The organism is Nostoc sp. KVJ20 (assembly GCF_001712795.1).
GTDB lineage: Bacteria > Cyanobacteriota > Cyanobacteriia > Cyanobacteriales > Nostocaceae > Nostoc.
On the sequence record NZ_KV757561.1, the window covers coordinates 39,617 to 60,919 of the forward strand.

The following is a 21,303-nucleotide window of genomic DNA, read 5'->3' on the forward strand; positions in this document are numbered from 1 at the left end:
TAGGGGTTTAGCATTGCTAAACCCCTACACGCCAACACATCTACGACTAAAAAGGTACATCTAATAGCAAACCGTGCTGCTGGGAAATATCACCAGGATTTTCACGATCATTTTCCCATCCTAAAGGATTATTAATAATATATTTTCTAATTGATTCTAAAGATTCTTCATTGCTATTAATATGTTCATAAAAATTTCTTTGCCATACTGAAGATATACCTTTTAGATTGCAAATTTGATTAATCTTTTTGGTAACGGCACTTTTATAAGACCTAATCACACAAGGAATTGAACCAGATACCATTTTGCCATACTTCCTTAGCTCATTCTCGCTGGTAATTGTGTTATGAATCCATAATATTCCATGAATATGATTGGGCATAATCACAAATATATCTAATTGTATGTGTGGAAAATGTTGAGGAATTTCTTGCCAGCAGTCACAAGCAATCGTCCCTAGCAAATTGAATTTCATTTCTCCTTGTTTGATATCACCAAAGATACATTGTCTGTTTTTTGTACAAATGGTAATGAAATATGCACCTTCTTGGGTGTAATCATAATCTTTTAATCGAATAGAACGGCGATGGTGAATTTGTGGATTATAAAACACTGTTATTTTGAGGACTTATCTTGATAAAAGTGAATTTCTGGTGATGGTCACATCGTTGGTATTATTACATTGTAATCCCGTAATATCATGACCTACTAGGTATTACGGCGTAGGGGTTTAGCAATGCTAAACCCCTATATTTATTGACGATAGACGAGCGATCGCTTGTCAGGTTGGTAATGCTACCCCACGCTATTATTTTTATGATCGCTACCCTTAGACCTGATTGCACTCTTATTGCTATGCCCACAACGTCAGGGTAGGGGTTTAGCATTGCTAAACCCCTACAAATCTATTATTGATAATGTATTTAAAGTAACTTAGATAATAAATTAAAGATTCTTCTGTGAAATTACTACAAGTAATAAATTACGAATTTGTCAGGAATGTAGTAAATTCGCTGAAGTAACTTGGTAATTGCTGCATAGCGATCGCTATGCTTAACGAAAAAATTAATATAGCTTGTTTGAAACTTTATCCAAACAATATCTGTCTATCTAAATAATCAGGATTTTTACCCTGGTAGGTAATTTTAAGTATACACAATACTGTGTTTCTAACAGCACAGGGTCGTTATTCTAAAAGTTCAGTTATAACAAGCCCCACTCCATTAAATGTTTTTTGTAAAGGTGTAAATGATGACTTATTTGCTGCGATCGCTAAAAAAAACCTTGCAAAGTTGAAGTTTCGACGCAAAAACTACTGCATATTTCACCCCAATAAGCCTGAATGAATAAATATAGTATGAATGAGGTGTCAACCATGACTCGAATTCGTGACGTTGTACAAAGAGCTTTAGCTACTGGCTATTTGACAGTGGAAGCTGAAGATCAACTACGACAACTGTTGACTACCCGATATGACTTAGAAGATTTTAATGCTTTCATGACTTTGCAGGAAGCTGCCATGACTGGTAAGGTCAAGCAGGAGTCTAGAGAGCAGTGTGGCATTAATAAGTAGAGACCTAGCCTACTACATCTCACCGACGGGGGCGTTTATCATCATCCTCAAAATCATCATCATCCTCAAAAAATTCCCAATCATCATCATCGGCTTGATTCGCTTGATTGCTAGTCGGCGGCTGATAAGGGGGGATGATTACTCGGTAATCAGCATCATAAACAGATTCACTTTTTCCCGCAGCTGTATTTTTTGGCTCACGGTAGCTGTAAGAATAAACTGAACCAGACTGAGAACTGCTTTTGGCTTCTGATTGACGTTCGTAAGTTTTAGAATCTCTAGGCTGTTGAGCTTGAGAATTGGGGGTAGGCGCTTCCTCTGACTTTTCATCAAAGTTCCAATCATCATCTCTACCATTTGTCTCCCAATCATCAAATACGTCACTGCTAGCCTCTTCTTTTTTACTAGCTGGTGGTGGAGGACTGGCAGGACGAGATGTTGGTTCTTCTCTCCGAGTTGCCTTTGCACGCGTTGAAGTTGCAGTTGCTCTGTTAGGAGTTTGGCGTTGTCCTCCTACAAAATAACTGGATAATTTAAACAAGGTAGCAATCAATACAGATGTGAAAGCACCAGTGGCAGTACTGAAAAAAATCCATATCGCTAGTGGTAATGGTTGAGTTTTCACCCCCAAAAATACTAGCGATAGGGCAGGTGAGAAATTTTGGACTAACAACAGTGTTAGTCCTCCCAGTACTGCCACCAATAGAATTAAGCGAATTACAGCCATAGTAATTTTGTCGGTTGTCAGTGGTTAGTTGTCAGTGGTCAGTGGTCAGTTGTCAGTTATCAGTCTGATTACTCTTCACTAATTACCGTTCACCGACTACTGACACTATCAGCCATCTCTATCATTACCCTTTTAGGACTATTGTGAAATTTCCGATGAGTCCACTGAGGGCGTTAGCGACGACCTTCCCACCGCTGAATTGGGATGCAGTCAATATCTAGTTGATCTAAAGCACGGGCAACTACAAAATCAACTAAATCTTCGATGGTTTGGGGATTGTGATACCAGGCGGGAATAGCAGGAACAACTCTAACTCCAACTTCTGCTAAAGAGGTTAAGTTACGCAGGTGGATGAGGCTAAAAGGCGTTTCACGCGGGACAATGACCAGCTTTCGCCCTTCTTTGAGTTGGACATCCGCTGCCCGTTCTAGTAAATCGGAACTCAAGCCAACTGCTAGCTTTGCCACTGTACTCATGCTGCATGGAATGATCATCATCCCCAGAGTGGCAAAGGAACCACTGGCAATTCCGGCTCCAACATCACTCCAAGGATGGCAGCGGAGTTTACCCGAAAGTGCAACTCCAGCTTGCTCTCGCCAAAATTGTTCTTGCCCGGTTGGCTCTGGTGGCATCCGAATTTCCTGTTCTGACTGCCAAACCATGTAAGTTGATTTAGAGGCAACCAATTCAATGCTATACTCCGCTTCTAGCAAAAATTTGATCGCGCGAACAGCGTAAATCAGACCAGATGCGCCCGATACGCCTAAAATTAAAGGTTTGGTGTTATTTGACACGTAAATTTTAGTGGATTTTACTCATCCTCAGAGTAAGGATCTAGGTCATCAGGCTCAATGTCATTTGGTAAATAAAGGTCTGAAAGCTCCTCACGAGAATCATTGCCAGTTAAACCTTTGGCTACACCATCACTGCCGACTGTTACCAAATCAATTTGCTGACGGTAGTAATCGACACTCTTAACTTGCACAGCGACGCGATCGCCTAATCGATAAGAAGCGCGATTTTTGCGCCCAAATAGTGCCTGTTGTCTGGCGCGATATTCGTACCAATCATCTTTGAGAGAACTGACGTGTACCAATCCTTCCACCCGCAAAGGCACACCAGGATTACTGCTGGACTCCACTTCGGCGGCTGGTACTTCAATTTCCACAAAGAAACCGTAGGATTGAACCCCGGTAATTACGCCTTGAAATACCTGACCGATGCGCTGCTTCATCAGTTGGGCTTTTTGCAGTCCAGCTAAATCGGCTTCAGCTTCTTGGACTTCTTTTTCTCGGTCGTTGATTTGGACAATTACCCTAGTTAAATCGCTTTGCAGTTCTTGTTGCAATTCTGGGGGTAAAACGTTCCAGTTAATTTCCTCGTGGCTGGAGGAGTGACGCAGGTTAACGCGCTCTCTGACACGGGTATTGCGGCGATCGCGTCCGTTTTCGAGTAGCGTGTAATACACTCTCTGCATCAGCAAATCTGGGTAACGCCGTAAGGGAGCGCTAAAGTGGACATATTGCGGTAGTGCTAGACCAAAGTGAGATCCTTTGGTGGTACTGTACGCAGACGGCTTAAGTGTATCTTGTAATAAGTAAGTAAGAACTTGCTCAGAAGGAGATTCCGCAAAAGCTGTAGTCAAATGTTGATAATCTAAGGGTTGAATATCGACTTCTGCATCTAATGTGAGATCAACGCCTAAATTGACTGCCAATTTCAGCATTTCCTGAACATCTTCAACATCGGGTGTACCTTGGACTCGCCAGATAGCGGGAACACCAAGAGCATTTAAGTGAGTTGCGAACAGTTGGTTAACTAGCAGCACTAACTCCGTGAGTAGCGATCGCACTGGTAAATCATTGACCACCACAGCGCCTAAAATCCCCTCATCATAATAGGCGTTTTGGCTAGGCGGCAGATTTAACTGGAGGCTACCACGATTCAACCGCACCTGTTTGACGGCTATTTGCAAGGCTTGGAGGTCTTGCAGGATTTGGGAAACCTGTGATGATTTATCTTGAGCTTCACCTGTGAGAATTGCTTGAGCTTGTTCTGTACTCAGTGCAGTCTCTACGTTAATTACGCTGGGCTGAATTTCCCACTCCAGCACTTCTCCCGATTGGGGATCAATGGTAATTAAAAAAGAGATGGTTAAGCGATCGCTCCCAGGTACTAAAGAACAGCGTTCTGCCACCACTGGTGGCAAAATTGGCAGCACTAATTCTCCCAGATACACTGATTTACCCCGTTTGAGAGCTTCTCGATCTAGGGCTTCGTCAGGTTGGACATAGTGAGAAACATCAGTGATATGAACGCCCAACAGCCAATTTCCGGCTAAGTTTTTTTCTAAACTAAAAGCGTTTTCTATAACTTTGGTATCGCCATTTACCCCTTCAATGGTGAGAGTAAACAAATTACGCAAATCTAGCCGATTTTTTAGGTCTGCTTTGAGCAGCTTTTTGGGCAACCTGGTAGCTGCTTCCAGGACATTATCTGGAAAAGTCCGGGAAAGGTCGTGTTTGCACGTAACTAAATCTATATCAGCAGCAGCTTCGGCATCGCTGCCGAGGATTTGCACCACTCGACCGAGGGGAGGATATTGTGCCAACGGATAACGCAAAACTTCCACATGAACCAGGTGATCGATCGCTTCTTCCAGCTTTGCCTCATTAGGTTGAATCTTGAGTTCAAACAGCAATCGATCATCTAAAGGCACAGCTCGGAAACCAGTTTCCACCTGCTTAATCCGTGCCAGTAAAGTGTGGTTAGAACGTTCGAGAATCAGCTTCACCTCCCCTTCGGGAGAGCGACGGCGGCTGCCTTCCTTGAGAACTCTAACCAAAACGCGATCGCCATTCCAAGCATTACTCAGATGACTTTCGCGGATGTAAATATCCTCAGCGCCTTCCACATCTTGAATAGCAAAGCAAAAGCCTTTACTAGAACAACGGAGTTTTGCCTCAATGATTCCGTCTTCTGATATCCGGCGGTACTTGCCCCGTTCCTTCACTAAAATACCGATTTTTTCAAGAACATCTAAGGCAATGTGAAGTTTGTGTAAGCTTTTTTCATCTTCACAGCCAAGTTTCTTTTCTAAAACCTTCCGAGCTACCAATTTATCATCGGTGAAATTGGCAAGGAGTGTAGCGATTGAAAATTCCATGCAGTGAACCGACCTTTGGTCAAAACATCATTTTTTGTTTAATCTAGTTCCTTTCTGTATACCCTCACGGCTTACAGAAACAAGTTGGAAACGAATTGCCCAGAGGCAAGGCTTCCTAAGTTCCAAGGGAAGGAAGCCCGACCCAGCAAGAGTGGGAAACTACTCCCGCAGTTCCGAGCAAAGGAAGCCGACCCACGGACAACTCTGGGCGTCTACGAACTTCTCACTGCACGATGCTCTCAGAATTCGCCTGCGTTTAAGTCCCTTCACCTAACCAAACTTAAGATTGCACGCCTGATTCAAATTTAGCCCCGCTAGGTAATTACGCGACGGGTTTTTGAGAAGCTGGGTTTAGAGAATCCATACTGCCCAAAAGCGCTATACAGGGGAGCCACTGCGGTGAGGCAGCCCCCGTTTTGGCGGTTTCCGTCGTTAGCGCTAGCGATAGCGAGGAACGAGCGTCGGAACGAGCGTCTGGGGGACTTGCCGAACCCGAAGGGTCTTGGGGTCTCCCCAAGTGGAGGAGGCAGTGCGGTCTTGGGGTCTCCCCAAATGGAGCAACTGCCGTCAAGTGGCGTGGAAACTACAGGTGTTTGATTGTCTAGAGTGAAGGTAATTTTACGCCATTAGACTCTGATTTTTAACTAGGAGGAACTGCTGGTGAACCCAATTGTCCCACATGTAGAATCGGTAACAATTAGGTGAGCAGCTTAATAAGCAGTGAGGGCGAACCTTATCTTCATTATTGTAGATTTAGAGCGCACTTCCAGAAAATAGTTCTAGATAATGAGTTGGGTCATCAGTATAGCATTGCAGGCAAGACTACCCAGGTAAGTTAGCACTAGCCAAAATTTTCGTCAAAAAAGAGCTACTGCTACAATTGGGACACAAGGCAAAGCAAAAATATTACTTTAAAAGGGACTGGGGATTAGGGATTGGTGATTAGGGATGAGGTATTAGGGATTAGGATTAAGATAATTCTTTCCCAATCCCCAATCCCTAGTCCCCAATTCCCAAATTCCCAGTCCCTAGTCCCCAACAGATTTAGATTGGTAGCAGTATTATGTTGGCTCAATTCCAGAGCTTGTATCCCAAGGGCAGTTTGATTTCTGAATTAGTACAGATTTTTCAAGGAAAATATATTGTCAGGGCAAGCGTACAAATTGAAGGCGTAACCCGTGCTACGGGTATGGCAGCGGCAGAAACAGTAGAAGCAGCAGAAGACCAAGCCAGAACTAGGGCGCTGATAGTTTTGGGTATTACAAATGCGTCACCAGAATCAGTGGCATTTACCTCAAATCCAATTTCCCCGGTACAACAAAACCCTCCCTTGAACCCCAAAGGTGGATTGCATGAGCCTGCTGCCTATTCTCCTGCAAAAGATGGAGATTTTGTTAGTAGTCAGTGGCCACCGGTTAGCGACAAAGAAATATCTATACCGCCTTCCAAAGGACGGAACATTAAACCAGAAGTAGTAACAAGCAGTAACGAACAGTACGAGTACAGCAATACTGCACCCCTAACAAGCGATACCTATAGCCAGGATTTAAATCAAAACTTTCCTGTTACTCCCAATCGGGAGCTAGAATTTGATCCTCCAGTTGAAAAATTGGAAATAAACTTTGATAACCAGGTGGAAAATCAAACCTTTCCAGCAATTTCTGCTAATAATGTCACACCATTTACACCCCGGAGTTACAGCCCTCAAGAGGATGTCCCTACCCCTTCAGGAACAGGAAAGAGAAAGAAGAAAGCTGAACCCGTGGATTTATCGGATGTAATTGCTAAAACAGATGTTGAACTTCAGCGTTTAGGCTGGACACCAGAACAGGGACGAGAGCATCTGATTAAAACTTACGGTAAGCGGGGGCGAACTTTGCTAACTGAAGAAGAATTGCACGGATTCCTCAAATTCCTTCAATCTGAGCCAGACCCAATAGCGGGATTTTGATTTGTCATTAGTCATTGGTCATTAGTCATTAGTCCTTACTAATGACTAATAACGTAGGCTGTTGAAACAGTAACGAAGCTATGGAACCTGTGGATTTTTCTGAGGTAATTGCTCAAACAGACGTTGAAATGCAGCGACTAGGGTGGACAATAGACCAGGGACGGGAACATCTCATAAAAAATTATGGGAAGCGATCGCGTACTTTTCTGACAGAAGTAGAATTATTAGACTTCCTCCAATACCTTGTATCTCTACCGACACCAACATTACACGAAATTCTGATTGCCAAAATTAATGTTGAAATCGAACGGTTATGGTGGACAGAAGAGGAAGCCTGGGAACATCTCAAAAAAACTTATGGTAAGCGATCGCGTACCTTACTGACAGAAGTAGAATTACTAGACTTCTTCCAATACCTTGTATCTCTACCTACAATAGAATCCCCCACGGATTTTGACGCGGAATATGAAGAGTTCCAAGATTTCTCTACATACTCAGAAGAATCAGACAAGGTAATTACTAGAATGTCTTCTGAGGATTTATCTCAGATATTGGATAAAACTGATGTCGAAATGCAGCGTTTAGGGTTGACAACAGAACAGGGACGGGAGCATCTGATTAAAACTTATGGGAAGCGAGGGCGTTTTTTGCTTACAGAAGTCGAATTATTAGACTTCCTCAAATATCTCCAATCTCAGCCAGACCCACTAGTTTGATGGATGAATAAGTTTGTAGTAAGGACTTTAGTCCTTGATTTGAGCGCTAAAGCGCTCACTACGAACCAAGCAAACTTGACTTGACAGACTACTAGCGGGATTTTAGTTAGTCATTTTTGCAAATCGGTATTAAGTACTTGAGTAGACTACCCATTTCAAAAATAACCCCTCTTCACTTATGAAGAGGGGTTATTTTTGGGGTTTAAGGGAATTAAAAGTGGTAAATCACCATTTAATCGTGATTATTAATTAACAGCAGCAACGGCTGGACGGCTACCAGCGGCGTGACGGTCAATCACTTGGTCAATTAAGCCATATTCCCTGGCTTCTTCTGGCGACATAAAAAAGTCACGTTCAGTATCTTCAGCAATCCGCTCAATTGGTTGACCTGTATGTTCAGCTAAATAGTCGTTTAGCCTCCGCTTGTGGTACAAAATTTCCCGCGCCTGAATTTCAATATCAGTCGCCTGTCCTTGAGCACCCCCTAAAGGTTGATGAATCATAATCCGAGAATGGGGTAGACTCATTCGTTTACCCTTAGCACCTGCACTGAGGAGGAAAGCGCCCATGCTCGCCGCCAATCCGGTACAAATTGTACAGACATCAGGGCGAATGTGTTTCATAGTGTCAAAAATGCCCATACCAGCCGTCACCGAACCACCGGGAGAATTGATGTACATATAAATGTCTTTCTCCGGGTCTTCAGCATCCAAATACAGCAGTTGGGCAACAATCAAGTTAGCAATGTTGTTGTCAACCTGTTGTCCCAAAAAGATGATGCGCTCACGTAACAGCCGTGAGTAGATGTCAAAGGCGCGTTCACCTCGACCCGATTGTTCAATAACGATAGGAATCATGGAAGCGTGTTTGTGGCTACTTTAAATACATTTTATCGGTGACAGCACAAAACTGGGGTTTATCTCTACTGTTCTCAGCTAGATAGAAGCAAATCTTTCCTATTCTGCTTTATCAAACAAGGGAGCAAAAGCACATTTTGCAATAGATTCAACCTTTAAGGGCACTTTTTAGTGTTAAAAGCTGTCTAAGAGAATATCCCGCTTTAGGGAAGAACTGATTAAAAAACTCCAACTCTCGCCATCTCATGTTTCGGCCTTTGCTGCACAATCTTGGCGATGTGTGTGATTAGACCGATAACCGAAATCCGACTTGCTTAGGGAATTATATTAAATATCGAGTAACATTTTAAACATTTTTTTATAATTTCCCTCAGCAATTATCAAGTTATTTTTGTTAGATTCGGTAAATCGATAGTACGAGGTGTATTTAGAATAACCAGTCCTAATTGAAATGCTATCCACTAAGAGAGAGACGTGCCATGCTGGAAAAACTTATACAAGCCGCCATCATCACCTTCTTGCTCCATCTGATAGCAGGACTTAGCCCAAATACTTTAATTCAGACAAAAACAGCATCACCTGTGCGAGAAACGCCACCAAATATTGTTAGCTTGCTATTGCGAACTTTTCAGTAAAAATGTTTCATAAGTTGCACAGGTGTAAGTAAGTCGGCGCAAATAAACCTAACCATATAAAGATGATTTCCTTGTAATCAATGCTTTACAACTAAGGCATTGATTACAAACTCGAAATTTTTTACACCAACTTACTTAGGCGATATCAAAAAGATGCATTGCTACCTTCTACCCAAGGGGTAATTTGCGCGTAGGGTTTCTTGCTTATGTACATAGCCATCTCGGCTAACACTCCTGGGAACAGGATAGACTGAGCAAAGAAGGCAACTACTTGCATTTGAACATGACTAATCGCCTTGCTGAAGCTAAGAGCCTCTATCTCCGCAAACACGCCGAAAACCCCATTGATTGGTGGCCTTGGTGTGACGAAGCGCTTGCAACTGCAAGGGCGCAAAATAAACCGATTTTTCTCTCCATTGGCTACTCTAGTTGCCACTGGTGTACTGTTATGGAAGGCGAGGCTTTTTCTGATATTGCGATCGCTGACTACATGAATGCCAATTATCTTCCCATCAAAGTAGACAGGGAAGAAAGACCTGACCTCGATAGCATCTATATGCAGGCTTTGCAGATGATGAGCGGTCAAGGAGGTTGGCCTTTAAATATTTTTCTTTCCCCAGAAGATTTAGTGCCGTTTTACGCTGGTACTTATTTCCCTGTAGACCCGCGTTATGGTCGTCCAGGATTTTTGCAGGTGTTGCAAGCCCTTCGCCGTTATTACGATACAGAAAAAGAAGATTTACAGCAACGCAAAGCCTTAATTATTGAGTCTCTGCTCACGTCTGCGGTGTTGCAAGACGATACAACAACGGAGCTTGAAGACCATGAATTACTTCGCAAAGGTTGGGAAACCAGTACGAGTGTAATTACTCCTAGTCAATCTGGTAACAGTTTTCCGATGATTCCCTATACAGAATTAGCACTGCGGGGAAATCGATTTAATTTTGAATCTCGCTATGATGGCAAGCAAGTTTGTACCCAACGGGGACTAGACTTAGCGCTGGGAGGCATTTATGACCATGTGGCCGGTGGTTTTCATCGCTATACTGTTGACCCGACTTGGACAGTTCCCCACTTTGAAAAGATGCTCTACGACAATGGACAGATTGTCGAGTATTTAGCTTCTTTGTGGAGTACGGGAGTACAAGAACCAGCATTTGAGAGGGCGGTTGCTGGTACTGTACAATGGCTGAAGCGGGAAATGACCGCACCTGAAGGTTACTTCTATGCTGCTCAAGATGCCGACAGCTTCACTGATCCCACGGCAGTAGAACCAGAAGAAGGAACTTTTTATGTCTGGAGTTACAGTGATTTAGAACAACTGTTAACGCCTGAAGAATTAACGGAATTACAACAGCAGTTTACCGTGACCCCTAACGGCAACTTTGAAGGACGTAATGTTTTACAAAGAAGGAATTCAGGTCAACTGAGTGCAACGCTGGAAACGGCACTGAGCAAGCTGTTTACAGCTCGTTACGGCGTTAGTTCTGAGTCTCTAGAAACCTTTCCCCCAGCTCGTAACAACCAGGAAGCAAAAACCACTAACTGGCCAGGTCGCATTCCCTCAGTGACAGATACAAAAATGATTGTCGCCTGGAATAGCTTGATGATTTCTGGGCTGGCTAGGGCTGCTGGAGTGTTCCGACAACCGTTATATCTAGAATTAGCAGCACAAGCGGCGAATTTTATCTTGGAAAATCAGTTTGTAAATGGGCGTTTCCAGAGACTCAACTATCAAGGAGAAGCGACCGTTTTAGCTCAGTCTGAAGATTACGCTTTGTTTATTAAAGCTCTCTTGGATTTACAAGCTTCCAACCCTGAGCAGAAGCAATGGTTAGAAAATGCGATCGCTATCCAAGATGAATTTAACGAATTTCTCTGGAGTGTAGAGCTAGGTGGTTATTATAACACATCAAGCGATTCTAGTCAAGATTTAATTGTCAGAGAACGCAGTTATGCGGATAATGCTACACCATCAGCTAATGGAATTGCGATCGCTAATCTTGTCCGTCTCACCCTACTCACTGATAATCTAGATTATTTAGATTTAGCGGAACTTGGTTTGAAAGCTTTTAAGAGTGTGATGCATCGCGCTCCTCAAGCTTGTCCCAGCTTGTTTACAGCTTTGGATTGGTATCGTAATTCTACCTTGATTCGCAGTACAACCGAGCAAATCAACGCTTTGATCCCCAAGTATTTGCCGGTGGCTGCGTTTGCCATCACATCTGATTTACCAGAGGGAAGCGTTGGGTTAGTTTGCCAAGGTTTGAAGTGCCTTGCACCAGCAGAAAGTGTAGAGCATTTATTGCAGCAAGTGCAGGAAAGTCAAAATAGAGGATAACTTTGGCAACATCGGACGCATAACCATAAATAAACCGCCCATACCTGGAAACATCAGCCTGATTTATTCCTATTGGTGGCGATATCGCTTTTTATAAACCCCACATTCCGCACCAAGAAATGTCACAATCAGTCATTAAAGGTAATGTTCCGAGCAAACCCTCAACGTACTGGTGTATACAACACAACGGGTATCCGTCATTTCAAAGAGGTAAAGTGGAAGCTTCAACTTACAAGTTTTGATGTTCATTTTTCTGCCTGTCCAACAGTTGCCGACGGAGTGATTTGCATTGGGGACGGTAAAAGAAATTTCTATGTGATAGATACACAAACGGGGCAGCAGAGGTGGACTTTCAACCCTGGAAGTAGGTACATTGCTTCTCCAACAGTTGCTAATGGAATAGTTTACATCTGTAGTTCAGATGGCATCATCTACGCTATTGAACTAGAAACAAGGCAGCAGAGGTGGCAATTCAAAATAACTGAAAGGATTGGGCTTGGAGAGTATTACTCTCCCGTAGTTGTGAATGGAATTGTATATATCGGTAGTCCCGAAGGTTATCTTTATGTCTTAGACGCTTCCACAGGGAAGCAAATCTGGATCTTACAAACTACAGGCAATCAGCGAACTTCTGCACCATCAATTGCCGATGGAATACTCTACCTTGGCAGCAGTGATGGATGTGTCACAAGTGTAGATATGGAAACAAAACAGCGAAAGTGGGTATTTCAACCTTCTTATCCCTTAATCCTAGATAGTCCTTTTTTGCCTGTCATTACTGAGAAAATTGTTTACTGCGGTAGCAAAGGACAAGCTCTCGTAGCATTAGACATTAAAACAGGGGAGCAAAAATGGACATTTGAGCTAGAAAATGCAACGCTACTTTATCCACATCTAAGTTATCCATCTGTTGCTAATGGAATCGTTTGTGTTGGTAGCAGCAATACTATTTACGGATTAGATGAAGCCACTGGACAAATACTCTGGAGGTTTGCAACAGAAACTTCGGCTTCGTACCCAGTTATTGCTAATGAGGTAGTCTACGTTGGAATTAACGGAGTACTGTGGGCTTTGAAGCTCGCCACTGGACAAGCATTATGGCAGTTTAAACCGCCAGAGCCAGAACTACCATTAACAGATCCAAGAAGATGGTTGTATGCATTTGGCAAATTGGCAGTAGAAAAAGGCTGGGTTGCTTATGCTCCAACGGTTCTTTCACCTGCGATCGCTAACGAAGTAGTTTACGTTTTAGTGTATTACAGTTTAGATTGCACAGTTCTCTATGCATTAAATTGACATTTGGAATTAGGTGATTTGAGAATTATGACCTGCTGTACATTAACAGCAATTGTATTAGCTGGCGGTAAAAGTTCTCGCATGGGTCAGGATAAAGCCTTGATTCCCATTCAAGGGATACCATTGTTGCAGCGAGTTTGTGGGATTGCTCAAAGCTGTACAGATAGTGTTTATGTAGTGACTCCCTGGCCAGAACGCTATCAAAACTTACTTTTACCTGGTTGTCAGTTTATCCGAGAAGTGCCTTTATCTGGAGAATCTCTAGCCCACGGGCCTTTAGTTGGTTTTGCCCAAGGATTAGCCGAAATACAGACAGAATGGGTGCTGCTGCTAGCTTGTGATTTGCCGAGATTGCGGGTTGAGGTGTTGCAAGAATGGGTAACTAGACTTGATAGCGTGGGAGATAATGCGATCGCAGCTTTAGCTCATCATCCCAAAGGCTGGGAACCTCTATGTGGTTTCTATCGCCGTCGTTGTTTGCCACAACTTTTAGAGTTTATCAACCAAGGGGGGCGATCGTTTCAGCAGTGGCTTCGGCAATATCCGGTAGAAGTTTTGCCTTTAGCAGAACCCGAAATGCTGTTTAACTGTAATACACCAGAGGACTTGGCTTTAAGTTAATTGAAGAAGATACAGAATTCAGAATCAATGAGTGTGGGATAAGAGAGATTAGGAAAATTTTCCTTCTGAATTCTGAATTCTGACTCCTGAATTCTGGTATTTACTGAGTGCGACAGAATTTGCGATCGTTATCATGCTGAGGGTATTGCCAAGAATAGGCAAAATGGCTGACTCCCTTTAATTGGGGAGAAAATTTGCGAAGTGACTGCATTTGCGCTTCTAGGGATGGACGATTACTAATTGATTCTCCCCATTTGCCGGCTAAAGCTGGAATCACTTGAGTACCCGGTTTAGTCATACTCAAAACCCGTTGCACTTGCGCCACAATACAACTGACATTACCGCAAGTTCCATAAGCCATTGGATGCCACTCTAATGTAGTGGGGAATCGATCCCAAGGCTGCAAACGGGAATCATATCCTTGTCCTACAGTTTGATTGCCATCGGGGAAAAACACCACTCCTGTGGAAACACCTTGCTGTTTTGCTGGGTAACTAGCTATGGTGACAAAATCTAAAATTCCTTGCATGGCGTGGGCAACGGCAAGCTGCCACAATTCCCATTGTAAAAGTGGTTGTCTATCGGTTGCAGACTGGATTGATTTTTGCGCTGGTGAGGGAGTACGTCCTTGCCAAAGGGGTTCGCCTTCTTGGGGATAAAGTTTATCAACTTCCGTTATATCTGTGCCAGTGACGAATCCCTTCCTCAAAAAGCGGCGAATTAAGTCCAACCCTTTATAATTTTGTGCCCGTTTAAATAAAGCTTCTTGGATTGCGGGACTAAAGAGCCATAAATCTGAAACTTTGGTGGCGATAGAATCACTTCCAGCTTGTCGGGGATAACGCACGTAGTCCAATAGCAAGCCATCTGGGCGACGGCGCAAAACTTCTTGTACTAATTGGTAGTAGTCGCGTTTCGCTTGCGTGTTGTAGGGGTCGATAAATAGTTGAGAACCGTTATCTACCACATATAGGCTCGTTTGACCTTTGCCATTACGAGCGATCGCATCTTCTCTATCTGGGCGCTGGGCGTAAGTATAGCCGAAATTGTTGGCAAACATCCAGGCATAGACCTTTAAACCACGTTCCCGACCTTTTTTAATTGCTGTGGCGAATAAATCGATGTTTTCTGCTCCTGGAGTGCGAATCACAGAAGGCCAAGCCGTCGGGTTAGCTGTTGCGGGCAATAATACCTGCCCATCGTAAAATACTTCTAAATAAACTTGGTTATAGCCACGGTTAACAATCCGATCCATAACCTGATCAATTGCTCCTGGCTGAATGTCACAAGGATACAAGCGCAACCAGAGGGCTTGGACTTGCGGCCAAGTCCGAGTGCGGCAATTCTTTAATTCCTGTGCTTGTTTTTGTAATATATTTTGGTAACGCGTTTGAGCATTTTGGTTGCCTTTGAGGGCTGATAAACGTAAGTTTTCTTTTTCTTGCGCCGCCGCTGATGATAACTGACAATATTCAGTTACTTGTGCCCTTGCTGGTTCGCCCCCAAAGTTGGGAAGCAACGAACTACTAGTAAAAACAACAGCGAATAGGCGCTGCCAAAATAATAATGTTGATCTTCCAACGTTCAAGGGACGGTTAGACATATCTACCAGTAGATGAACACAATAATTAATCATTCACCCCAACCCAGATAATTAGGGGCAACGTGTATCAAATTATATATAAGAATCCTAAATGATATGTGAAAAATTTTAAGTAATGTTTAGATATGACTGTGCCTCACATATCCAGGTTTTGGTACGTAAAGCCTACCCTACATATATTTCAAACAGAATTCAGGAGTCAGAATTTAGCAATGTTTTCTGTCTGACTGGTGAATATGGCAGTATAAAAAACCTGAATAGAGAGTAAGTTTAATATGCTATTGGGTAAGTTATATTGACAAATTGCTCCATCATCAAGGGTCAGGAGTCAAAACTTTTGACTCCTGACTCTTGATGATTGAGTAGGCAATAGTTAATAATTAACCGCCACGATTCAGTGCCGTCTCTACCTGCTGTAACTCTTTCTCTAGACGAGTTTTGAGTTTTTCGGGTACGGGACGGTTTGGGTAAGAACTGTAATGTCCAGCCAGGGAGTTGAGGGCTGTTCGTATGGTTGTAAAGGAGCCAAGACCAGAAACAGAGTTAGCCCGTTGGTAACGAGCTGAAAAGTCATTTATTTTTTGACGCGCTTCTGCTTGAATTGCTGCTTTGTCTGGCGAATCTTCTGATAGTTCTAAAGCTTGTCTCATGATATTGACTACAGCCAAGGTGTCTTGGCGATAATCTCCACTTAAACTATCTGGACTACCAGAACAGCCCATTAAGCCGATAGCTACAACCAAAACCAGCGCAAGCAAACGCGACCAATAGCGCTTCATATGCATTAAGTAAAAGTATACGTAAATCAACGTCCATCCTATCTTGGATTGGTATCTTGGGGATCAATTCAGTGGGGAGTGGGGAGTAGGAAGATAGGGGAGTGGGGAGTGGGGAGTGGGGAGATAGGGGAGACAAGGGGAATACCGCATGACCAATGACAAATGACCAATGACAAATGACTAATGACTAATGACTTTTTGATAAAGAGTATCTCGTTGTTGGTAAGGTCGTTCTAAAGAAGCGATCGCAGCTTGCAAGGTTTCCACTTCCATACACGTACCGCCCAAAGCTCCTGCCATTGTGGTAATGTGTTCCTCCATCAATGTGCCGCCGATATCGTTGCAACCCCAAACTAAGGCTTCCGTCGCACCTGCAAGCCCCAGTTTTACCCAACTCTGCTGATGGTTAGGAATCCAATTACCTAAGTAAATCCGCGCCACAGCCCCTAAGAGCAGTGCATCACTCAAAACTGGTTGATCGCGTCCCACACGACGACGTAAGGATTTGGGCGCTTCTTGCCCAACGAAGGGTAATAGAATAAACTCTGTGATCCTTGCTGGATATCCCTGATTGATGGCGGTTTGTTGGAGCGATCGCAATTTTTCTAAATGCCCGATTTGCTGTTCGTGGGTTTCAATATGCCCAGATAACATGGTGCTAGTGGTATGCAAGCCTAATTTATGAGCGGTGCTGACAATTTCTAGCCAAGTGGCTGTATTAATCTTCTCTGGACACAGTATCCGCCTTACTTCATCGTCTAACACTTCCGCTGCTGTTCCCGGCATTGAACCAACACCAGCATCGCGCAAAGCAATAATCACATCAGCATATTCAAGTCCGTCAAGTCTGGCGATAAATTGCACTTCCTGGGGAGAGAATGCGTGGAGATGTATGTGGGGAAATTCCTGTTTAATCGTTTCTACGACCTTGAGATAATAGGGCAAAGATTTGCCGTTTATCAGTGCTTGCGGATTTAACCCCCCCTGCATACAGATTTCTGTCGCACCCCGGCGCACCGCATCTGTCGCTTTTTCCAAAATTTGCGCCGAATCTAACCAGTATGCATCGGTATCACCATCATCTCGACGGAATGCACAAAAACTACAGTGCTGCTCACAAATGTTAGTAAAATTGATATTACGATTAATTACATAAGTAACCGTATCGCCGGACTGAGTGTGGCGGAGTGTGTCGGATGTAGCACGTATTGCTGCGATCGCCTCCGGGTCAGTTTGTTGTAACAATACCACTCCCTCTTCGAGAGATAAATCGTACCCCATCAAGGCACGTTCCAGAATATTTTCAACAGCAATTTTTGTCAGCATTACTTTCTTAATTTATTAGTAAATTTTAATTTTATCAACAATAATTCAGGATTCAGAAGCGGAGCCGGAGACGCTCCGCCTCCAGTCAGAATTCAGTATGAATGAGAGTCTATCTAAGTGATAAATATTGGTTTAAAATTTCCCTAAACTTTTGATAAGACTAGTATTAAATAATATTTTTTAATAAAACCTAAAAATGCTTATCAAAATTTATTTAGCCGCGATTTATATTGTTTATAAACCAATTAAATACGCTACAGATTAACGATACTTACTTGCTGGCGTTTATATCCAAGGTGCTATTATACTCATTGTCTGTACTATAAATACTGATAAGTTAATAAATATAGTAACAACAAGCATGAAACAGTTAGTTTTTTCTCAATATTATTTATATAGGACTCATATTTGANNCTCAGTACAACTAAGAAGCCTTCTTGACTGTTGCCTGTAGCAAGATTGCCTATTGCCTGTCTACGCAAATTCGTTCAGAAATCAAAGCGGATTCCTATAGGATGAATACCGTTAAAATTCCGGAAATTTGGCTGGATTTTCCAGCCACTAATTCTCACTTTACCTAGATTTAATAACTTCAGTAGCAATTTTGAAGTACTATAAAATTATTGACAATAATTACTAATTCCTTTAATATTTGAAAGCAATTGAAAATCTTTTGCAATTCTTTTTTGGCGCTAACCGTAATTAAATGTCATGCCCAACAACTCCGCTCTGGGTAACGGAAAACCTTGGAGCCGCCGTCAATTACTGAAGCTGGGCCTAGCGGGTGCTGGAGTAACTGGTGCCGCTGGACTTTGGCAGATGCTAAATCTACAAAGTCAGACAATCGTCAAAGTGCCACCACTCAATATAGAAGCACCAGACGACGTTACTAACCCGATGAAGATGTTAAGGGACTTTGATTATGGGACGGTGAAGCAAGAAAATGGGCGGACTATCCGGGAATTTCAGTTAACTGCGGGTACTTCCATCATAAAACTCAATAGTGCTGTCTCTTACAACATCTGGGATTTAAACGGTCGCATCCCAGGGCCAACGCTACGGGCAAAACAAGGCGATCGCATCCGGGTACTCTTTCTCAACAATGCGGGACATTCTCACTCTTTGCATTTTCATGGCGTTCATCCAGCAGAAATGGATGGTGTTCGCCCAATCAGCAACGGCAAAGCCACGATTTATGAATTTGATGCTGAACCTTATGGCGTTCACCTATACCACTGCCATATCGAACCAGTCACCCGCCACATCGCTAAGGGGCTGTACGGAATGTTCATCATCGATCCACCTACTCCCCGTCCCCCGGCTGATGAGATTGTATTAGTCATGGGTGGGTATGACGTGAATGATGATAGCCATAACGATTATTACGCCTTCAACGGTCTGCCTCACTATTACATGCATCATCCCATTGGGATTTACAAAGATCAGTTGATTCGGCTGTATGTCCTCAACATCATTGAATACGATCCGGCAGTGACGTTTCATCTCCATGCCAACTTCTTTGATGTCTATCGCTATGGCATGAGTATGACTCCTAGTGAGAAAACTGATGTGATTACGATGGGTGTAGCAGAAAGGCACATCTTAGAATTTGCTTTTCGCTATCCAGGTAAGTATATGTTCCATCCCCATCAAGATGCGATCGCAGAAAACGGTTGTATGGGTCAATTTGACGTACTTACTGAGAGGATCTCCCAAAATCCTGTGAAAAATTCCTGACACTATTATTTACTATTCGTAATTAATTCATGAAAATTTTAGAGAATAGTTGATAAAAAATATCATTATATGCAACAGTAAAATCTATGACAATCTGTCAAACCAACTAGATCCTAGTAGTCTGTCAATAAATAATTGATGGATAAATTCCCTGTAGAGACGGCGATTTATCGCGTCTCTCTAACCGTCACAATGAATTTGACAGACCACTAGTAATAGTTTGAAATTTTTCAATTAATACCTTTTAAGTTGTGTGAGAAGCAAAAATGATAAAAATTCGTTATATCTGTTTAACAGCAGCAGCAGCCTTAATAGTTACCTTGAGTTCTTGTAGTAATACACCAACCGCAGAAAATCCATCAGCACCAGTTCCTAACACTCCCGCTACAGAGGCAGTAAGTAGTAACAGTCATAGTGGTCACGGTAGCAAAGACAAAATTAACATTAACAGCGCTATATTGTCAGAATTGGATAAGTTTGAAGCCAAGCTAGGTATCCCGGCTTTATCAAACAAAATCCAGGCAAATCGTCCCTACGGTAGCCCAGAAGATTTAGTTACTAAAAAAGTAATTACTCAAGAACAGTTCAACCAAATTAAAGATCAGGTTGGTGTTCAAGAAGTAGTACTCACAGGTGAGGCAAAAGATGTTGACTATATGTCTAAATTAGGCTTAATGAAAGGGCATCTTTTGGTAGCACAAGAACTGCTCGATCAGAACCAGCCGAAACAGGCAGAACCTCATATTGGGCATCCAGTTGAGGAGATTTATGTTGACGTAGAAGAACAATTGAATGAGCGTAAAGTTAAAGAATTTAAGACAACTTTGGTGAGTTTGCAAGATTTAGTGAAATCTAGTCCGAAGGATAGCAAAGTTAAAACTAATTTTACTTCTTCAGTGCAAGCAGTTGACGGAGCGATCGCAGCTTTGCCAGCAGACGAACGCTCAAAACCAGCTTTTGTGCTACAGGTGATTAATGAATTGCTAGATTCAGCTAACTCCGAATATGGCGCTGCGATCGCAGATGGTAAAATAACCGCACCAATTGAGTATCAAGACTCCCGTGGTTTTGTCGTTTACGCCAATGATTTATACAAAGGAATTTCTAGTCAAGTAGCTCAAGCAGATCCCGAAGCACACAAAGCGATCGATGCTAGTTTCGCTGAACTAATAAAAGTTTGGCCCACCGCCATACCACCAGCGAAAGCAGTCAAAACACCTAATGATGTTACCAAACTGGTGAAAACCATTGAGGAAAACTCTCAAAAAGTCGTTGACAAATCCAATACCCAAGCACAGCGATAACACTTTAATTTAATGGTAAGTATAGATTAACGAGTTTAAAATAGTTAGGAGTTAAGAGTTAAGAATTACGAATTACGAATTACGAATTACGAACTCCTAACTAATTACACTCCATTCGTTACTTGAACTAACAACTGATGCAAGAACTTGACCATAAAAAGACCATTGACCTGCTGAACGCCATCATGGAATTTGAACTAGCAGGGGTAGTCCGCTACACACATTATTCTTTGATGGTGACTGGCCCTAACCGTATTCCAATTGTGGCTTTTTTCAAAGCACAGGCAAGTGAGTCTTTACTTCATGCCGAACAAGTGGGAGAAATTCTCACCGGTTTAGATGGGCATCCCTCCCTGAAAATTGCCCCAATGGAAGAAACCTACCAGCATAAAGTCAAGGATATCTTGGAAGAAAGCTTATCCCATGAAAAAAAGGCATTGGAACTTTATAAAAATCTGCTCGAAACTGTCACCAATGCCAGCATTTATCTTGAAGAATTCGCACGCGGTATGATCGGTCAAGAAGAGATGCATAATCTCGAACTGAAAAAGATGCTACGCGATTTTAGCTAATAGTCATTAGTCATTAGTCCTTAGTCATTGGTCATTAGTCATTGGTTATTAGTCATTAGTCATTAGACAAAAACAAAGGACAAAGGACTAATGACAAGG

17 protein-coding genes and 1 pseudogene are annotated in these 21,303 nt (G+C 42.7%); 10 read left to right on the forward strand and 8 right to left on the reverse strand.

Going from position 1 to position 21,303, the window contains the following annotated elements; genetic code table 11:
- Positions 1 to 46 precede the first annotated feature (46 nt).
- Entirely contained in the window at positions 47 to 613 is a 567-nt protein-coding gene (locus A4S05_RS04275) for a transposase (RefSeq protein ID WP_069068583.1), read from the reverse strand.
- Between the two features lie 762 nt (positions 614 to 1,375).
- Here A4S05_RS04275 and A4S05_RS04280 point away from each other — a divergent pair.
- Positions 1,376 to 1,573, forward strand: a complete 198-nt coding sequence (locus A4S05_RS04280; RefSeq protein ID WP_069068584.1) for a hypothetical protein — start codon at positions 1,376 to 1,378, stop codon at positions 1,571 to 1,573.
- A 19-nt stretch (positions 1,574 to 1,592) separates the two neighbouring features.
- On the opposite strand, the gene A4S05_RS04285 is transcribed toward A4S05_RS04280, so the two are convergent.
- The 3 genes from A4S05_RS04285 to A4S05_RS04295 form a co-directional block, all read right to left on the reverse strand.
- The gene (locus A4S05_RS04285) at positions 1,593 to 2,300 is read right to left on the reverse strand and encodes a hypothetical protein (RefSeq protein WP_069068585.1); all 708 of its coding nucleotides are present in this window, start codon (positions 2,298 to 2,300) and stop codon (positions 1,593 to 1,595) included.
- A gap of 173 nt (positions 2,301 to 2,473) precedes the next feature.
- A complete protein-coding gene (locus tag A4S05_RS04290) occupies positions 2,474 to 3,094 on the reverse strand; it encodes a flavin prenyltransferase UbiX (protein ID WP_069068586.1) in 621 nt (206 codons plus the stop codon).
- A 17-nt stretch (positions 3,095 to 3,111) separates the two neighbouring features.
- A complete protein-coding gene (locus tag A4S05_RS04295; protein ID WP_069068587.1) occupies positions 3,112 to 5,466 on the reverse strand; it encodes a ribonuclease R family protein in 2,355 nt (784 codons plus the stop codon).
- Positions 5,467 to 6,529: 1,063 nt separating this feature from the next.
- On the opposite strand from A4S05_RS04295, the gene A4S05_RS04300 reads away from it, so the two are divergent.
- Both A4S05_RS04300 and A4S05_RS41325 read left to right on the forward strand, forming a co-directional pair.
- On the forward strand, positions 6,530 to 7,417 hold the full coding sequence (locus tag A4S05_RS04300) for a hypothetical protein (RefSeq protein WP_069068588.1): 888 nt from the start codon (positions 6,530 to 6,532) through the stop codon (positions 7,415 to 7,417).
- A gap of 536 nt (positions 7,418 to 7,953) precedes the next feature.
- Positions 7,954 to 8,133: pseudogene (locus tag A4S05_RS41325) on the forward strand (hypothetical protein); the annotation flags it as partial.
- 245 nt (positions 8,134 to 8,378) lie between these two features.
- Here the strand turns inward: A4S05_RS41325 and clpP are convergent.
- Positions 8,379 to 8,990 carry an ATP-dependent Clp endopeptidase proteolytic subunit ClpP gene (gene clpP, locus A4S05_RS04310; RefSeq protein ID WP_069068590.1) on the reverse strand — a complete coding sequence of 204 codons (612 nt, stop codon included), beginning with the start codon at positions 8,988 to 8,990 and terminating at the stop codon, positions 8,379 to 8,381.
- Between the two features lie 479 nt (positions 8,991 to 9,469).
- On the opposite strand from clpP, the gene A4S05_RS41330 reads away from it, so the two are divergent.
- From A4S05_RS41330 to A4S05_RS04325, 4 genes are all read left to right on the forward strand, one after another.
- Positions 9,470 to 9,625 (forward strand): hypothetical protein, encoded by a 156-nt coding sequence (locus A4S05_RS41330; RefSeq protein WP_176726910.1) that lies wholly within the window; start codon positions 9,470 to 9,472, stop codon positions 9,623 to 9,625.
- A 283-nt stretch (positions 9,626 to 9,908) separates the two neighbouring features.
- Positions 9,909 to 11,966: a thioredoxin domain-containing protein gene (locus A4S05_RS04315; protein ID WP_069068591.1), complete on the forward strand. Its 2,058-nt coding sequence runs from the start codon at positions 9,909 to 9,911 to the stop codon at positions 11,964 to 11,966.
- A 144-nt stretch (positions 11,967 to 12,110) separates the two neighbouring features.
- Entirely contained in the window at positions 12,111 to 13,262 is a 1,152-nt protein-coding gene (locus A4S05_RS04320; RefSeq protein ID WP_069068592.1) for an outer membrane protein assembly factor BamB family protein, read from the forward strand.
- Positions 13,263 to 13,289: 27 nt separating this feature from the next.
- Positions 13,290 to 13,883: a molybdenum cofactor guanylyltransferase gene (locus A4S05_RS04325; protein WP_069068593.1), complete on the forward strand. Its 594-nt coding sequence runs from the start codon at positions 13,290 to 13,292 to the stop codon at positions 13,881 to 13,883.
- 100 nt (positions 13,884 to 13,983) lie between these two features.
- Here the strand turns inward: A4S05_RS04325 and A4S05_RS04330 are convergent, their stop codons facing one another.
- The 3 genes from A4S05_RS04330 to cofH form a co-directional block, all read right to left on the reverse strand.
- Complete coding sequence (locus A4S05_RS04330) at positions 13,984 to 15,486, reverse strand: family 10 glycosylhydrolase (RefSeq protein WP_069068594.1); 1,503 nt, start codon at positions 15,484 to 15,486, stop codon at positions 13,984 to 13,986.
- Between the two features lie 380 nt (positions 15,487 to 15,866).
- Positions 15,867 to 16,271, reverse strand: coding sequence for a photosystem II protein Psb27 (gene psb27, locus A4S05_RS04335; RefSeq protein WP_176726911.1), 405 nt, complete (start codon positions 16,269 to 16,271; stop codon positions 15,867 to 15,869).
- Between the two features lie 174 nt (positions 16,272 to 16,445).
- Positions 16,446 to 17,591 carry a 7,8-didemethyl-8-hydroxy-5-deazariboflavin synthase subunit CofH gene (gene cofH / locus A4S05_RS04340; protein WP_069068596.1) on the reverse strand — a complete coding sequence of 382 codons (1,146 nt, stop codon included), beginning with the start codon at positions 17,589 to 17,591 and terminating at the stop codon, positions 16,446 to 16,448.
- A 711-nt stretch (positions 17,592 to 18,302) separates the two neighbouring features.
- Here cofH and A4S05_RS04345 point away from each other — a divergent pair.
- From A4S05_RS04345 to A4S05_RS04355, 3 genes are all read left to right on the forward strand, one after another.
- Complete coding sequence (locus A4S05_RS04345) at positions 18,303 to 19,328, forward strand: multicopper oxidase domain-containing protein (RefSeq protein WP_069068597.1); 1,026 nt, start codon at positions 18,303 to 18,305, stop codon at positions 19,326 to 19,328.
- A 266-nt stretch (positions 19,329 to 19,594) separates the two neighbouring features.
- Positions 19,595 to 20,632: a helix-hairpin-helix domain-containing protein gene (locus A4S05_RS04350; RefSeq protein ID WP_069068598.1), complete on the forward strand. Its 1,038-nt coding sequence runs from the start codon at positions 19,595 to 19,597 to the stop codon at positions 20,630 to 20,632.
- 137 nt (positions 20,633 to 20,769) lie between these two features.
- Positions 20,770 to 21,204, forward strand: coding sequence for a ferritin-like domain-containing protein (locus tag A4S05_RS04355; RefSeq protein ID WP_069068599.1), 435 nt, complete (start codon positions 20,770 to 20,772; stop codon positions 21,202 to 21,204).
- The last annotated feature ends 99 nt before the right edge of the window (positions 21,205 to 21,303 follow it).

Coding starts and splice junctions, on each gene's coding strand:
- A4S05_RS04280 (WP_069068584.1), top strand. CDS start 1,376: ATGACTCGAATTCGTGACGTTGTACAAAGAGCTTTAGCTACTGGCTAT.
- A4S05_RS04285 (WP_069068585.1), bottom strand. CDS start 2,300: ATGGCTGTAATTCGCTTAATTCTATTGGTGGCAGTACTGGGAGGACTA.
- A4S05_RS04295 (WP_069068587.1), bottom strand. CDS start 5,466: ATGGAATTTTCAATCGCTACACTCCTTGCCAATTTCACCGATGATAAA.
- A4S05_RS04300 (WP_069068588.1), top strand. CDS start 6,530: ATGTTGGCTCAATTCCAGAGCTTGTATCCCAAGGGCAGTTTGATTTCT.
- clpP (WP_069068590.1), bottom strand. CDS start 8,990: ATGATTCCTATCGTTATTGAACAATCGGGTCGAGGTGAACGCGCCTTT.
- A4S05_RS41330 (WP_176726910.1), top strand. CDS start 9,470: ATGCTGGAAAAACTTATACAAGCCGCCATCATCACCTTCTTGCTCCAT.
- A4S05_RS04315 (WP_069068591.1), top strand. CDS start 9,909: ATGACTAATCGCCTTGCTGAAGCTAAGAGCCTCTATCTCCGCAAACAC.
- A4S05_RS04320 (WP_069068592.1), top strand. CDS start 12,111: ATGTTCCGAGCAAACCCTCAACGTACTGGTGTATACAACACAACGGGT.
- A4S05_RS04325 (WP_069068593.1), top strand. CDS start 13,290: ATGACCTGCTGTACATTAACAGCAATTGTATTAGCTGGCGGTAAAAGT.
- A4S05_RS04330 (WP_069068594.1), bottom strand. CDS start 15,486: ATGTCTAACCGTCCCTTGAACGTTGGAAGATCAACATTATTATTTTGG.
- psb27 (WP_176726911.1), bottom strand. CDS start 16,271: ATGCATATGAAGCGCTATTGGTCGCGTTTGCTTGCGCTGGTTTTGGTT.
- cofH (WP_069068596.1), bottom strand. CDS start 17,591: ATGCTGACAAAAATTGCTGTTGAAAATATTCTGGAACGTGCCTTGATG.
- A4S05_RS04345 (WP_069068597.1), top strand. CDS start 18,303: ATGCCCAACAACTCCGCTCTGGGTAACGGAAAACCTTGGAGCCGCCGT.
- A4S05_RS04350 (WP_069068598.1), top strand. CDS start 19,595: ATGATAAAAATTCGTTATATCTGTTTAACAGCAGCAGCAGCCTTAATA.
- A4S05_RS04355 (WP_069068599.1), top strand. CDS start 20,770: ATGCAAGAACTTGACCATAAAAAGACCATTGACCTGCTGAACGCCATC.